A 13,419-nucleotide genomic window follows, 5' to 3' on the forward strand; every position below is an offset into this window, starting at 1 on the left:
AATGAAAAAAGAACTGACAGATTTATTTAAAAACACTGAGATTTCTGAAGCTCAAAATTTTAATAGCATCAAGATAACATTAGCCAGTCCTGAAAAAATTAAATCATGGACCTTTGGTGAAATTAAAAAACCAGAAACAATAAATTATAGAACCTTTAGACCTGAAAAAGATGGTCTATTTTGTGCTAGAATATTTGGCCCAATTAAGGATTACGAATGTTTGTGTGGAAAGTACAAACGAATGAAATTTAGAGGAATTATCTGTGAAAAATGTGGTGTTGAAGTAACAAAATCTAATGTTCGAAGAGAACGGATGGGTCACATTAACTTGGCTACGCCTGTTGCTCATATTTGGTTTTTAAAATCTTTACCAAGTAGAATTGCCTTAGCAGTTGATATGAAACTTAAAGAAATCGAAAGAGTTCTTTATTTTGAAAACTTTATAGTAATTGAACCGGGTTTAACGGGATTACAAAAAAATCAACTTCTTAATGAAGAAGAATTAGCCAAATATCAAGACGAGTTTGGTGAAGAATCATTTGAGGCTGGCATTGGTGCTGAAGCTGTACTTGAAATGCTAAAAAATTTAGATTTAGAACTAGAAAGAAAAAATCTTATTAACTTTATTAAAGAAACAAAATCAAAAGTTAATGAAGAAAGAGCAATCAAAAGATTAAAGTTGGTTGAATCATTTATTGAAACAGGACAGAAACCTGAATGGATGATTTTAACAGTAGTGCCAGTAATCCCACCTGAACTGAGACCTTTGGTGCCTTTAGATGGTGGAAGATTTGCTACATCAGACTTAAATGATCTTTATAGAAGAGTTATTAACAGAAATAATAGATTAAAAAGATTAATGGATCTAAAAGCTCCTGATATCATTGTTAGGAATGAAAAAAGAATGCTTCAAGAATCAGTGGATGCATTATTTGATAATGGTAGAAGAGGCAGAGTAATAACTGGTACTGGAAAAAGACCACTTAAATCTTTAGCTGAAATGCTAAAAGGTAAACAAGGTAGATTTAGACAGAACTTATTAGGAAAAAGGGTAGACTACTCAGGAAGATCTGTAATTGTTGTTGGTCCAGACCTAAAACTTCATGAGTGTGGTTTGCCAAAAAAAATGGCTTTAGAACTTTTTAAACCATTTTTATATGCTAGATTAAATAAGCTTGGATTAGCATCTACAATCAAACAAGCAAAAAAATTAGTTGAAAAAGAAACAAATGCTGTTTGGGATGCTTTAGAACTAATCGTTAGAGAACATCCGGTAATTTTAAACAGAGCACCAACACTTCACAGATTAGGTGTACAAGCGTTTGAACCTAAACTTATAGAAGGTGATGCAATTGAATTGCATCCTTTAACTTGTGCTGCTTTTAATGCTGACTTTGATGGTGATCAAATGGCTGTTCACGTTCCATTAAGTTTGGAAGCTCAATTAGAAGCTAGAATATTAATGCTTTCTACAAACAATATTTTATCTCCATCCAATGGTAAGCCGATTATTGTACCAAGTCAGGATATGATTTTGGGTATTTATTACCTTTCTCAAGAACCTATGACAGATATATCTTCTGGATATTTTGTCGATGTTGATGCTATTGAATTTGCTTTAGCTTCAGACCAAATTAAAGTTCACAGTACAATCATATCAAGAATTGAAACAGCTGATGATAATGGAAACAAGAAATATGAAAAATATACATCAACAGCTGGAAGATTTTTATTAGCAAATTTACTTCCAAAAAATAGCAATATTAAATTTTCTTTAGTTGATAGATTGCTACCTAAGAAAACTGTTTCTGAAATTATAGATGTAGTGTTTAGATTTTGTGGACAAAAAACAACTGTAATATTTTGTGATAAATTAAAAGATTTAGGATTTAAACATGCTTTTAAAGCTGGAATTTCATTTGGAAAAGACGATCTTGTAATTCCAGAAAGCAAAACTCAATTAATTGAAGACACTAAAGGATTAATAGCAGATTATGAAAATCAATATTCTGAAGGATTAATTACAAGAGGTGAAAAGTACAACAAAGTTGTAGATGCTTGGTCAAAATGTACAGATAAAGTTGCTGGTGAAATGATGAAGGGTATTTCTGCTACTGAAAAAACTCCAGAAGGCTTGAAAATTAATTCAGTTTATATGATGGCTGATAGTGGTGCTAGAGGATCTGCAGCACAAATGAAACAGCTAGCTGGTATGAGGGGTTTGATTGCAAAACCTTCAGGTGAAATTATCGAAAGCCCAATTATTTCAAACTTTAAAGAGGGTTTAACAGCATTAGAGTATTTTAACTCTACACACGGTGCTAGAAAAGGTCTTGCAGATACAGCCCTTAAAACTGCAAGTTCAGGTTATTTAACTAGAAGACTTTGTGATGTTGCTCAAGATTTAACAATTACTAAAGTTCAATGTGATGATCCAGGATTTATCGAACTTTCAGAAATTTTAGAAGGTGGAAATGTCGTAGTCAGCTTATCTGAAAGAGCTTTAGGAAGAGTTACTGCAGCTGATGTAAAAAACCCACTTACTGGCGAAGTTGTAATTAAAAAATCAAAAATGATTGATGAAGCAGGTTGCGATTTGATCGATGCTGCTGGTGTAAAATCACTTAAAGTTTATTCAGTAATGACATGTAGTTCAAAAGAAGGTGTTTGTTCAACTTGTTATGGAAGAGATTTATCTAGAGGTAAAATGGTGCATGTTGGAGAGGCAATTGGAATGATTTCTGCTCAATCAATTGGTGAACCAGGTACTCAGTTGACTATGAGAACTTTCCACGTTGGCGGAACAGCATCAGTTAAACAAGATTCTCAAATTGTAAGCAAAAACGAAGGTACACTTAAAATTTTAAACTCTAATATTTTAGAAGATTCTAAGAAAAACTTAATTGTTATGGGTAGAAATACTCAACTTTCTATTGAAGATGATAATGGTGTTCAGGTAGCTGTTTATAAAGTTGCTTACGGATCAAAATTATTTTTTAATAATGGTGATAAAATTAAAGCTAATACAAAAATTTGTGAATGGGATCCATACACCACACCTGTGATCGCTGAAAAAAGTGGTACAGCAAGTTTTGTTGATTTAATTGATGGTGTTTCAATTCAAGAAACTACAGATGATGCAACTGGTATATCTTCAAAATCAGTTATTGATTGGAGAGCTCAATCAAAAAGCACTGATTTAAAACCAAGAATTACTCTTAGAGATGACAAAGGAAATGTTATTAAAAAAGCTGATGATAATGAAGCTAGATATTACTTGGTACCAGACTCAATTCTTTCAATTAAAGATGGTCAAAAAGTTTTTGCTGGAGACGTTATAGCTAGATTGCCCAAAGAAACCACTAAGACAAAAGATATTACTGGTGGTCTTCCAAGAGTCGCTGAATTATTTGAAGCAAGAAAAGCAAAAGATAGTGCAATTATTGCTGAAAATGATGGGCAAGTTGTATTTGGTAAGGAGGTTAGAGGAAAACAAAGAGTATCTATCGTTCCGGAAGATGGAGCTGAACCTTCAAATTATTTAATTCCAAAGGGAAAACACATTAATTTCAATCCAGGTGAAAAAATACAAAAGGGTGAATATTTACTTGATGGACAACCTTTGCCACATGATATTTTAAGAGTATTGGGAATTAAAGAATTAACTGAATATTTTGTAAACCAAGTACAAGAAGTTTATAGATTGCAAGGTGTAATTATTAATGACAAACACATTGAAACTATACTAAGACAAATGCTTAAAAAAGTTGAAGTAAAAGTGTCTGGTGATTCTAGTTATTTACCAGGTGAGGTTATTGATAGAATAAAATTTGATATCGTAAATGAAAAGCTAGTAGCTGAAGGCAAGACACCTGCTGTTGGTGAGCGTGTATTGATGGGTATAACCAAAGCTTCGTTACAAACTGAATCGTTTATTTCAGCTGCTTCATTCCAAGAAACAACTAGAGTTTTAACAGATGCAGCTATTAAAGGTAAAGTAGACCCATTAAATGGCCTAAAAGAGAATGTTATTGTGGGTAGACTGGTTCCTGCTGGAACAGGTCATATCAAAAACAAATGGAATAAAAAAGCACTTGAGGATGACAATCATTTTATTGCTGAACAAGATAAAATAGAAACATCCGAACCTTCAGAAACTCCTGCAAATCAGTAAAAATATCACTTAATACTTGAAGTTTTAGTTTGACAAAGTCAGATTAATAAGTATTTTGGCGATGTTTTTGGTTGGAATGTAGTACCTACTAATAGTACTAAACGCTGCCACAAAATAACCTGTCAGTTATTTTCTTCTAAAAATAAATTAATTAATTTTATAAAAAATTTATGCCAACTATTAATCAGTTGTTAAGAAAAAAAAGAGTTAAACAATTAACTAGGAACAAAGTTCCTGCATTACAAAAGCAACCTCTCAAAAGAGGTGTGTGTGTTAAAGTTTACACAACTACCCCAAAAAAACCAAACTCTGCATTAAGAAAAGTTGCAAGAGTAAGATTGTCAAATGGTTTTGAAGTTACCGCTTACATTCCAGGTGAAGGACACAATCTTCAAGAGCACTCAGTAGTATTAATTAGAGGTGGTAGGGTAAAAGATTTACCAGGTGTGCGTTATCATATTTTAAGAGGAAATCTTGATACACAAGGTGTTGCCAATCGAAAAAAAAGAAGATCTTTATACGGAACTAAAAAAGGTAAATAATGTCTAGAAAAAAAACGCAACCAAAAAAAAATGTAGTTCCAGATCCAAAGTTTAATTCAACTATCATACCAAAGTTAATTAACAATATAATGTACGACGGTAAAAGAGGTGTTGCGGCTAAAATTGTTTACGATGCAATAGATAAAATTAAAACAAAATCTAAAGATGAGCCAATTAACATTTTTAACGAAGCTATAAATAATATTAAGCCAACTGTTGAAGTAAGATCAAGAAGAGTTGGTGGTGCTACTTATCAAGTTCCTGTTGAAGTAAAAAGCAAAAGAGCTCAAGCATTAGCTATTAGATGGTTAGTAGATTCTGCAAGAAAAAGAAAAGATAAACACATGTCAGATAAAATTTTTAATGAATTGTTTGATGCTTATGAGAAAAAAGGTGCTGCAGTTAAAAAAAGAGAGGATGTGCATAAAATGGCTGAGTCTAATAAAGCCTTCGCACATTTTAGATGGTAATAAATTATGGCTAGAACTCACACATTAGATAAATATAGAAATATTGGAATCATGGCCCACATCGATGCCGGTAAGACTACTACAACAGAAAGAATTTTATACTATACAGGTAAAAGCCATAAAATAGGTGAAGTACATGATGGTGCTGCAACTATGGACTGGATGGAACAAGAACAAGAAAGAGGAATTACAATTACCTCTGCTGCAACTACTTGTTTTTGGAATGATCATAGAATTAATATTATAGACACACCAGGTCACGTAGATTTTACAATTGAAGTTGAAAGATCTCTTAAGGTTTTAGATGGTGCGGTATGTGTTTTTGATGGTGTTGCAGGTGTAGAGCCTCAATCAGAAACTGTTTGGAGACAAGCAGACAAATACAAAGTTCCAAGAATTTGTTTTGTGAATAAGTTGGATAGAACTGGTGCAGATTTTTTTAGATGTGTGGACATGATTAGAGATAGATTAGGTTGTAAACCATTACCTCTACAAATTCCGATTGGTATCGAAGCATCATTGTCTGGTGTTGTAGATTTAGTGAAAATGAAAGCACAAGTTTGGAAAAATGAAGCATTAGGAGCTGAATGGGAATACAAAGATATTCCTGATGATTTAAAAGAAATTTCTCAAAAGTACAGAACTGAATTAGTTGAAACTGCTGTTGAACAAGACGAAAAATTAATGGAAGCTTATTTAAATGGTGATGAAATTAAAGAAGAAGATTTAGTAAAATGTATTCGAAAAGGAACTTTAAACTTCAGTTTCGTGCCAATTACTACAGGTTCTGCATTTAAAAATAAAGGTGTACAGCCATTACTTGATGCAACAATCAATTACCTACCAAGCCCAATTGATATTGGGTCAATTAAAGGAACAAAACCAGGTTCAGAGGAAGAACTAGAAATGAAATTTGAAGACACAGTTCCATTTTCTGCTTTAGCTTTTAAAGTCGCGAACGATCCATTTGTTGGTTCACTTACTTTTATTAGAATTTACTCTGGAACTATCAAAACTGGTACAGCTGTTTACAACACATCAAAAGATAAAGAGGAAAGAGTAGGCAGAATGCTTTTAATGCATGCTAACTCAAGAGAAGATATTAAGGAAGCAAATGCTGGAGATATTGTTGCCTTAGCTGGTTTAAAAAATACTATAACTGGCCACACGTTATGTGATGAGAGCAATCCTGTGTTACTTGAACCAATGGAATTCCCTGAACCCGTAATAGAAATTGCTGTAGAGCCAAAGACAAAAGCTGACCAAGAAAAAATGGGTGAAGCACTTGGAAGACTTGCAGCTGAAGATCCTTCATTTAGAGTTACATCTGATGAAGAGTCTGGACAAACAATCATTAAAGGTATGGGTGAACTTCACTTAGATATTATTGTAGATAGAATGAAAAGAGAATTTAAAGTAGAGGCAAATGTTGGTGCTCCTCAAGTAGCTTATAGAGAAACTTTAGAAAATGCTTCGGAAGTTGAATATACTCACAAAAAACAAAGTGGTGGTGCAGGTCAATTTGCGAAAGTCAAACTACTAGTTGAACCTCAAGAACCAGGTGCTGGAAGATCTGTTGAAAGTAAAATTAAAGGTGGTGCAATTCCTAAAGAATTTATCCCAGGTGTAGAAAAAGGCATTGAAACTGTTTCTGATAATGGAATTTTAGCTGGCTTTCCCATGATAGATTATAAAGTAACTATTATTGATGGATTACACCATGATGTAGATTCAAGTGTTCTTGCCTTTGAACTTGCTGGTAGAGCCTGTTTTAAGGAAGCTTGTACCAAAGGAACATTAAAACTGCTCGAGCCTGTCATGAGAGTTGAAGTAGTTACTCCAGAAGATTATATGGGTGATGTAATAGGCGATCTAAATAGTAGAAGAGGCCAAATAAGTACTCAAGAACAAAGAGGTAATGCAACTGTAATTACAGCAATGGTTCCATTAGCAAACATGTTTGGATATATAAATAATTTAAGATCAATGTCTCAAGGAAGAGCTCAATATTCTATGTTCTTTGATCATTACTCTAAAGTACCACAAAATGTACAAGACGAAGTAACTAAAAAGATTGCAGGGTAATTATGGAAAAACAAAATATTAGAATCAAACTTAGAGCTTACGACAATAAAATTTTAGATGCTTCTACTGAGGAAATAGTAAACACTGTAAAAAGAACAGGTGCAACTATCAAAGGACCCATCCCATTACCAACTAGAATCGAAAGATACACAGTTTTAAAAGGTCCACATATCGATAAAAAAAGTAGAGAACAATTTGAGTCAAGAACTCATAAAAGATTAATAGATATTATTGAACCAACACCACAAACTGTGGAAGCTTTAATGAAACTTGACCTTGCGTCAGGTGTTGATGTGGAGATAAAAATTTAATTATGTCTGAGATAGCTTTAATAGGAAAAAAAATAGGTATGACTAGAGAGTTTTATAAAACTGGTCAGCTAGTTCCTGTGACTGTACTTAAAGTTGAAAAAGCTAGAGTTATACAAGTTATTGATGAAGAAAAAAGAGGATATAAAGCTGTACAGCTTGGTTATGGAAAGATAAAAAATTCAAAACTTACGAAATCAATGAAAGGTTTTTTTGCTAAAAAAAATACTGAAGCAAAGAAAACTCTTAAAGAATACAGAGTTAAAGATACTGAAAATTATAAAGAGGGAAACGAGTTTGGTTTAGAAATATTTAAAGATATTAAATTTGTGGACACAAGATCTAAAACAATAGGAAAAGGTTTTGCGGGTGCAATGAAAAGATGGAATTTTGGTGGTTTAAGAGCCAGTCACGGTGTTTCAGTTTCACATAGAGCCCATGGTTCAACAGGACATAGCCAAGATCCCGGCAAAGTATTCAAAGGTAAAAAAATGGCTGGTCATATGGGTGACAGACTTAGAACAATGCTTAATATTGAAATTATTAAAACAGATTTAGAAAACGAACTTTTGTATTTAAAAGGTTCAATTCCAGGCTCAAAAAATGCAGAAGTAGTAGTAAGAAAATCAGTCAAAAACATAAATAAAATGACAATTTCAGAAAAAATTGCAGCAGCAGAAGAAGCTAAAAAAACACCTGATAAAAAGAAAAAATAATGAAAATAGAAAAAATAAGCATTGATGGAAAAAAAGATACTATTGAGGTATTAGATAAAATATTTTCTGCAAAAATTAATAGTAAGTTGGTAAGTAGTGTTTTATATAAAACTAACGCTAACTACAAGGGTAGACATGCTAAAACGAAACAGCAAAATGAAGTAAGTGGCCCTACATCAAAAATTTATGCTCAAAAAGGAACTGGTGGAGCAAGACACGCAAGTAGAAAAGCACCAATATTCGTTGGTGGTGGTATAGCACATGGTCCTAAGGGTGAGCTTGCATACAAAAAAAGAAAATTAAATAAAAATGAGAAGAAGCTAAGTGTAGCATCTTTAATTACTGAAAAAAATAAAGACAAAAATTTATTAATTTTAAGTGATTTTTCAGCTGAAATAAAAAAAACTAAAGAAATGAATGCAATTATTCAAAAATTAGAAATATCAAATTCTTTAATTATTTTAGATAAAGCTTCTAAAGAGAAAATTGAAAAATCAGCCAGAAACATTCCAAATGTTAAAGTAACTGATGTAAACCATTTTAGCTCATACGATATTATAAAATTTAAAAAAGTTGTTTTTACCGAAAGCTCAGTAAAAGAGCTAGAAAAGAGATATTCTTAAAATGGATAAAATACATTTATACGATAAAATTGTTTCTCCAATGGTTACAGAGAAATCAACAAATTTATCAGAACAAAATAAAATTGTTTTTAAAGTTCCTGCAGGTGCAAACAAAACAAATTTAAAGAAAAATATTGAAAAAATTTTTAAAGTAAACGTGACTAAGATTAATATAATTAACAAACAGAATAGAGTTAAAATAACCAGAGGAAAAAAAGTGAAAGTTTCTGGTTTTAAAAAAGCAATAATAACACTTAAAAAAGGTCAAAGCATTGACCTAACTACAGGAATTTAATAAATGGCACTAAAAACTTTTAAACCTTATACAAAATCTACCCGAGGAACTATTCTGGTTGACAGAACTGGTCTATGGAAGGGTAAGCCTTTCAAATCACTTGTATCTCCAAAAAATGCAATGAAAGGTAGAAACAATAACGGACATATAACTAATATTAATAGATCTGGTGGCCATAAAAAAATGTATAGACATGTAGATTTTTACCGTAAAAAATTTGATATGGAAGCTACTGTTGAAAGAATTGAATATGATCCAAATAGATCGTGTTACATTATGTTAGTAAAATTTGAAGACGGTTCTCACGCTTACTATTTAGCACCACAAAAAATCAAGGCTGGTGATAAAATTGAAAATGGTTCTAAAAAAGAAATTAAAGTTGGAAATTGTATGCCACTCCAAGATATTCCAGTTGGTATAAACATACATAACGTTGAAATTCAGCCAGGTGCTGGTGGTAAAATTGCTAGATCTGCAGGTTCGTCAGTAACAATTAGTGGTCTAGATGGAGACTATAGTTTAATTAAATTAGCTTCAGGCGAAGTTAGAAAAATAGACTCTAGATCTCTGGCTACAATAGGAATTTTAACTAATCCAGATCAAAAAAATATTAAAATTGGGAAAGCAGGAAGATCTAGATGGCTTGGAAGAAAACCACATACTAGAGGAGTTGTGAAAAACCCTGTAGATCACCCTCATGGTGGTGGAGAAGGTAAATCAGCCGGTGGTAGACATCCTGTTTCACCTACAGGTCAATCTGCTAAGGGATTAAAAACAAGAGATAATAAGAGAACAGATAAATATATAGTTAAGAGAAGAAATAAAAGGAAGGATACTAAGTAATGGCTAGATCAGTATGGAAAGGACCTTTTGTTGAAGAAAGCTTAATGAAAAAAGTTGATAAATATAAAGATGATCCAAAGAAAATTCCAATTAAAACATGGTCAAGAAAATCAACAATTTTACCTGATTTTGTTGGTGTAAGTTTTCAAATTTATAATGGTAAAAAATTTATACCAATCACAATCTCAGAGGATATGGTTGGACACAAATTAGGTGAATTTTCACCTACGAGAACTTTTTATGGTCATACACCAGCAGATAAAAAAGCTAAACCTGCAACAGCTGCTAAAAAATAAATATGAATAAGACAAAGAAAAAAAATAGAAAAAAAGTAGATACAGTTAAATCTGTTAATAATAGTATAAGAACTAGTGTTAGAAAGCTTAATCCTATTTTAAAAAGTATTGTCGGAAAAAAAGTAGATGTAGCTATTCGAGATTTACAATTCTCGGCTAAAAGAATTAGCAAAGATATTAGAAAAACAATAAGCTCTGCAGTCGCAAATGCGGAAAACAACTTTCAGTATGACATTGATAACTTAGTTGTTAAAGAAGCTTATTGTGGAAAAAAAATTGTAATGAAAAGATTTAGACCAAGAGCAAAGGGTAGAGCCGCACCAATTTTAAAACCTTGGTCAACAGTAACTATAATTTTATCAGAAGTTAAACAAATGGAGAGTCATGGGACAAAAAGTTAATCCTGTAGGTTTTAGACTAGGTATCAACAGAGGTTGGGACTCTGTTTGGTTTGCTAAAAAGAAAGATTTTGGAAATTATTTAATAGAAGATTTCAAAATTAGAGATTATATCAAAAAAAATGTAGTTAATTCTGGTGTATCTAAAGTGATGATAGAGAGAACATCTAATAAATGCTATGTTACTATCTACACCTCAAGGCCTGGATTTGTTATTGGAAAAAAAGGTAGTGATATTGATAAAATTAAAAATAATTTATCAAAATTCACAACTAATGAAGTTGCACTTAACATTAAGGAAGTGAAAAAACCTGAAACTAATGCATATTTAGTTGCTGAGAATATTGCTCAACAATTGGTAAAAAGAATTTCATATAGAAGAGCTATGAAAAGATCTATGCAATCATGTATTAGATTAGGTGCAAGAGGAATTAAAGTTTCTATAAGCGGAAGACTTGGTGGAAACGAAATAGCAAGAACTGAGTGGTTAAGAGAAGGCAGTATACCTTCACATACTTTAAGAGCTGATATAGATTATGCTGAAGCAGAAGCTTTAACGACTTATGGTATTATTGGAATTAAAGTCTGGATCTACAAGGGCGAAGTTTTTGCAAGAGAATTTAGTCAAGAAACTAATAAAGCAGCACCAAAAGAGGGTAAAGTATAATGCTTCAACCAGTTAGAACTAGATGGAGAAAAGCTCACAAGGGAAGAATCCATGGTACTGCAACTCGAGCAAGTTCTATTAATTATGGTGCGTTTGCTCTAAAAGCTTTACAACCAGAAAGAATTACAGGAAAACAAATCGAAGCTGCTAGAGTTGCTTTGACAAGACATATGAAAAGACAAGGAAGAGTGTGGACGAGAGTATTTCCAAATATTCCAGTGTCAAAAAAACCGATTGAAGTAAGAATGGGTAAAGGTAAAGGAAATCCTGAATTTTTTGCGTGTAGAGTTAAACCTGGAAGAATCTTATTTGAAGTTGATGGTGTTTCTGAACAGATAGCCAAAGAGGCTCTTTACAAAGCATCAGCTAAATTACCAATAAAAACTAAAACTATTAAGAGGTTTGCTTAATATGAAAAAACAAGAAATTAAAAAATTATCAAAAGACGAAATGATCAAAAATATAGATAAATTAAAAAAAGATCTTTTCAATTTTAGATTTCAAAAAATGAATTCACAAGTAACAAACCCTGCAAAAATTAGTGAAACAAGAAAAACAATTGCAAGATTAAAAACTATATTAAAAGGAAAAATTAATGCCTAAAAAAATATTAACTGGAGTAGTTATAAGTGATAAGCCAAATAAAACTGTAACTGTAATGGTTGAAAGAAAATATTCTCATCCTGTACTCAAGAAAGTAATTAAAGTTAGAAAAAATTATAATGCTCATGATGAAAATAATATATTTAAAACTGGTGATAAAGTTTCAATTATTGAAAGCAAACCGTTTTCGAAAAATAAAAAATTCCAAGTAATGGAGAATACAAAATAATGATTGGTGTACAAACAGAATTACAGGTAGCAGATAACACAGGTGCTAAAAGAATAGAATGTATAAAGGTGCTTGGTGGATCTAAGCGAAGATATGCAAGCATCGGTGACACTATTGTGATTGCTGTAAAAGAAGCAATACCAAAAGGTAAAGTTAAGAAAGGTACTGTCCATAAGGCTGTGGTAGTGAGAGTAAAAAAGGGAATTCATAGAAACGATGGTTCAAAAGTAAAATTTGATAACAATGCTGCAGTTTTGGTTGATGATAAAGGTGAACCAGTGGGAACAAGAATTTTTGGTCCTGTAACAAGAGAATTAAGAAGCAGAGGGCAGATGAAAATAATTTCACTAGCACCGGAGGTTTTATAAAGATGATCAAAAAAGGCTTAAAAGTAAGGGTTTTAACTGGAAAAGATAAGAAAAAAGAAGGTGAAGTTATTGAAATTGATAGACCTAATAATAGAGCCAAAGTTAAAGAAATTAATATGGTTAAAAAGCACGTAAAAACTACTAAAGAGAAAAAAGGTGGAATTGTATCGAAAGAAAGCTTTATACATTTATCTAACCTTAAACTAATTGATGAAAAAGTTACAAAAAAAGCAGAGGCTAAAAAATAATGACACCAAGATTAAAAGAAATTTACAGTAAAGAAATTCAGCCAGCTTTAAAAGACAGCTTAGCTCTTAAAAATATTTTTATGGTTCCTAAAATAGAAAAAATAGTTTTAAATATGGGGCTTGGACTTGATGGTGCTGATGCAAAAATTTTAAAAGCAGCAGAAGAAGATATGGGAAAAATTACTGGTCAAAAACCTGTGATTACAAAATTTAAAAAATCAGTCGCTAATTTTAAAACAAGAAAAGGCTCTAATGCTGGTTTAAAAGTAACATTAAGAAAAAATAAAATGTATGAGTTTATTGATAGATTGGTAAACATTGCACTACCAAGAATTAAAGACTTTAGAGGATTATCTCCAAAAGGATTTGATAAATTCGGAAACTATACATTTGGTGTTAAAGAGCACATTATATTTCCTGAAGTAAGTTTTGATAGAGCTGACAAAGTTAGAGGTCTTGATATTATAATTGTAATAAAAGCTTTAAATAAAGAACATGCTTTTGCTTTATTAGAAAAAATGAATTTTCCATTTATTAAAAAAGGAGACAATTAA

18 protein-coding genes are annotated in these 13,419 nt (G+C 31.8%); all 18 read left to right on the plus strand.

Features of this window, described 5'->3' with window-relative positions; translation table 11 throughout:
- Nucleotide 1 precedes the first annotated feature (1 nt).
- The 18 genes from rpoC to rplE all read left to right on the plus strand — a co-directional run bounded on the left by rpoC (nt 2) and on the right by rplE (nt 13,419).
- On the plus strand, nt 2–4,174 hold the full coding sequence (gene rpoC / locus ACIJYG_RS02670) for a DNA-directed RNA polymerase subunit beta' (RefSeq protein WP_435098278.1): 4,173 nt from the start codon (nt 2–4) through the stop codon (nt 4,172–4,174).
- A 170-nt stretch (nt 4,175–4,344) separates the two neighbouring features.
- Nucleotides 4,345–4,716, plus strand: a complete 372-nt coding sequence (rpsL, locus tag ACIJYG_RS02675; RefSeq protein WP_023648422.1) for a 30S ribosomal protein S12 — start codon at nt 4,345–4,347, stop codon at nt 4,714–4,716.
- Complete coding sequence (gene rpsG, locus ACIJYG_RS02680) at nt 4,716–5,186, plus strand: 30S ribosomal protein S7 (protein ID WP_028036888.1); 471 nt, start codon at nt 4,716–4,718, stop codon at nt 5,184–5,186. Before rpsL ends, rpsG begins: the two co-directional genes overlap by 1 nt.
- Nucleotides 5,187–5,192: 6 nt before the next feature.
- Nucleotides 5,193–7,271, plus strand: coding sequence for an elongation factor G (gene fusA, locus ACIJYG_RS02685; RefSeq protein ID WP_435088957.1), 2,079 nt, complete (start codon nt 5,193–5,195; stop codon nt 7,269–7,271).
- 2 nt (nt 7,272–7,273) lie between these two features.
- A complete protein-coding gene (rpsJ, locus tag ACIJYG_RS02690; protein ID WP_023648425.1) occupies nt 7,274–7,582 on the plus strand; it encodes a 30S ribosomal protein S10 in 309 nt (102 codons plus the stop codon).
- Between the two features lie 2 nt (nt 7,583–7,584).
- Nucleotides 7,585–8,295 (plus strand): 50S ribosomal protein L3, encoded by a 711-nt coding sequence (rplC, locus tag ACIJYG_RS02695; protein WP_435098281.1) that lies wholly within the window; start codon nt 7,585–7,587, stop codon nt 8,293–8,295.
- Entirely contained in the window at nt 8,295–8,918 is a 624-nt protein-coding gene (gene rplD, locus ACIJYG_RS02700) for a 50S ribosomal protein L4 (protein ID WP_435086896.1), read from the plus strand. The genes rplC and rplD overlap by 1 nt, the downstream gene beginning before the upstream one ends.
- Nucleotide 8,919: 1 nt before the next feature.
- Entirely contained in the window at nt 8,920–9,213 is a 294-nt protein-coding gene (gene rplW / locus ACIJYG_RS02705; protein WP_435098284.1) for a 50S ribosomal protein L23, read from the plus strand.
- A 3-nt stretch (nt 9,214–9,216) separates the two neighbouring features.
- Nucleotides 9,217–10,056 (plus strand): 50S ribosomal protein L2, encoded by an 840-nt coding sequence (gene rplB / locus ACIJYG_RS02710; protein WP_435098287.1) that lies wholly within the window; start codon nt 9,217–9,219, stop codon nt 10,054–10,056.
- A complete protein-coding gene (gene rpsS / locus ACIJYG_RS02715; RefSeq protein WP_297681959.1) occupies nt 10,056–10,352 on the plus strand; it encodes a 30S ribosomal protein S19 in 297 nt (98 codons plus the stop codon). Before rplB ends, rpsS begins: the two co-directional genes overlap by 1 nt.
- A 2-nt stretch (nt 10,353–10,354) precedes the next feature.
- Nucleotides 10,355–10,753, plus strand: coding sequence for a 50S ribosomal protein L22 (rplV, locus tag ACIJYG_RS02720; protein ID WP_028036894.1), 399 nt, complete (start codon nt 10,355–10,357; stop codon nt 10,751–10,753).
- Complete coding sequence (gene rpsC / locus ACIJYG_RS02725) at nt 10,737–11,417, plus strand: 30S ribosomal protein S3 (RefSeq protein WP_435098290.1); 681 nt, start codon at nt 10,737–10,739, stop codon at nt 11,415–11,417. Before rplV ends, rpsC begins: the two co-directional genes overlap by 17 nt.
- A complete protein-coding gene (gene rplP / locus ACIJYG_RS02730) occupies nt 11,417–11,827 on the plus strand; it encodes a 50S ribosomal protein L16 (RefSeq protein WP_023648433.1) in 411 nt (136 codons plus the stop codon). Before rpsC ends, rplP begins: the two co-directional genes overlap by 1 nt.
- A 1-nt stretch (nt 11,828) precedes the next feature.
- Nucleotides 11,829–12,020, plus strand: a complete 192-nt coding sequence (gene rpmC, locus ACIJYG_RS02735) for a 50S ribosomal protein L29 (protein WP_435098293.1) — start codon at nt 11,829–11,831, stop codon at nt 12,018–12,020.
- The gene (gene rpsQ, locus ACIJYG_RS02740; protein ID WP_435098296.1) at nt 12,013–12,249 is read left to right on the plus strand and encodes a 30S ribosomal protein S17; all 237 of its coding nucleotides are present in this window, start codon (nt 12,013–12,015) and stop codon (nt 12,247–12,249) included. Before rpmC ends, rpsQ begins: the two co-directional genes overlap by 8 nt.
- Nucleotides 12,249–12,617 carry a 50S ribosomal protein L14 gene (rplN, locus tag ACIJYG_RS02745; protein WP_008544079.1) on the plus strand — a complete coding sequence of 123 codons (369 nt, stop codon included), beginning with the start codon at nt 12,249–12,251 and terminating at the stop codon, nt 12,615–12,617. The genes rpsQ and rplN overlap by 1 nt, the downstream gene beginning before the upstream one ends.
- 2 nt (nt 12,618–12,619) lie before the next feature.
- Nucleotides 12,620–12,865 (plus strand): 50S ribosomal protein L24, encoded by a 246-nt coding sequence (rplX, locus tag ACIJYG_RS02750; protein ID WP_435098299.1) that lies wholly within the window; start codon nt 12,620–12,622, stop codon nt 12,863–12,865.
- Entirely contained in the window at nt 12,865–13,419 is a 555-nt protein-coding gene (gene rplE / locus ACIJYG_RS02755) for a 50S ribosomal protein L5 (protein ID WP_435098302.1), read from the plus strand. Before rplX ends, rplE begins: the two co-directional genes overlap by 1 nt.

This window comes from Candidatus Pelagibacter bacterium nBUS_27 (assembly GCF_051200985.1).
GTDB lineage: Bacteria > Pseudomonadota > Alphaproteobacteria > Pelagibacterales > Pelagibacteraceae > Pelagibacter.

Bases quoted from the DNA above. Each gene is read 5' to 3' on its own strand.
- rplC (WP_435098281.1), top strand. From the start codon at position 7,585: ATGTCTGAGATAGCTTTAATAGGAAAAAAAATAGGTATGACTAGAGAG.
- rplV (WP_028036894.1), top strand. From the start codon at position 10,355: ATGAATAAGACAAAGAAAAAAAATAGAAAAAAAGTAGATACAGTTAAA.
- rpsQ (WP_435098296.1), top strand. From the start codon at position 12,013: ATGCCTAAAAAAATATTAACTGGAGTAGTTATAAGTGATAAGCCAAAT.
- rpmC (WP_435098293.1), top strand. From the start codon at position 11,829: ATGAAAAAACAAGAAATTAAAAAATTATCAAAAGACGAAATGATCAAA.
- fusA (WP_435088957.1), top strand. From the start codon at position 5,193: ATGGCTAGAACTCACACATTAGATAAATATAGAAATATTGGAATCATG.
- rplB (WP_435098287.1), top strand. From the start codon at position 9,217: ATGGCACTAAAAACTTTTAAACCTTATACAAAATCTACCCGAGGAACT.
- rplW (WP_435098284.1), top strand. From the start codon at position 8,920: ATGGATAAAATACATTTATACGATAAAATTGTTTCTCCAATGGTTACA.
- rplX (WP_435098299.1), top strand. From the start codon at position 12,620: ATGATCAAAAAAGGCTTAAAAGTAAGGGTTTTAACTGGAAAAGATAAG.
- rpsJ (WP_023648425.1), top strand. From the start codon at position 7,274: ATGGAAAAACAAAATATTAGAATCAAACTTAGAGCTTACGACAATAAA.
- rpoC (WP_435098278.1), top strand. From the start codon at position 2: ATGAAAAAAGAACTGACAGATTTATTTAAAAACACTGAGATTTCTGAA.
- rpsS (WP_297681959.1), top strand. From the start codon at position 10,056: ATGGCTAGATCAGTATGGAAAGGACCTTTTGTTGAAGAAAGCTTAATG.
- rpsG (WP_028036888.1), top strand. From the start codon at position 4,716: ATGTCTAGAAAAAAAACGCAACCAAAAAAAAATGTAGTTCCAGATCCA.
- rplP (WP_023648433.1), top strand. From the start codon at position 11,417: ATGCTTCAACCAGTTAGAACTAGATGGAGAAAAGCTCACAAGGGAAGA.
- rplE (WP_435098302.1), top strand. From the start codon at position 12,865: ATGACACCAAGATTAAAAGAAATTTACAGTAAAGAAATTCAGCCAGCT.
- rpsL (WP_023648422.1), top strand. From the start codon at position 4,345: ATGCCAACTATTAATCAGTTGTTAAGAAAAAAAAGAGTTAAACAATTA.
- rplN (WP_008544079.1), top strand. From the start codon at position 12,249: ATGATTGGTGTACAAACAGAATTACAGGTAGCAGATAACACAGGTGCT.
- rplD (WP_435086896.1), top strand. From the start codon at position 8,295: ATGAAAATAGAAAAAATAAGCATTGATGGAAAAAAAGATACTATTGAG.
- rpsC (WP_435098290.1), top strand. From the start codon at position 10,737: ATGGGACAAAAAGTTAATCCTGTAGGTTTTAGACTAGGTATCAACAGA.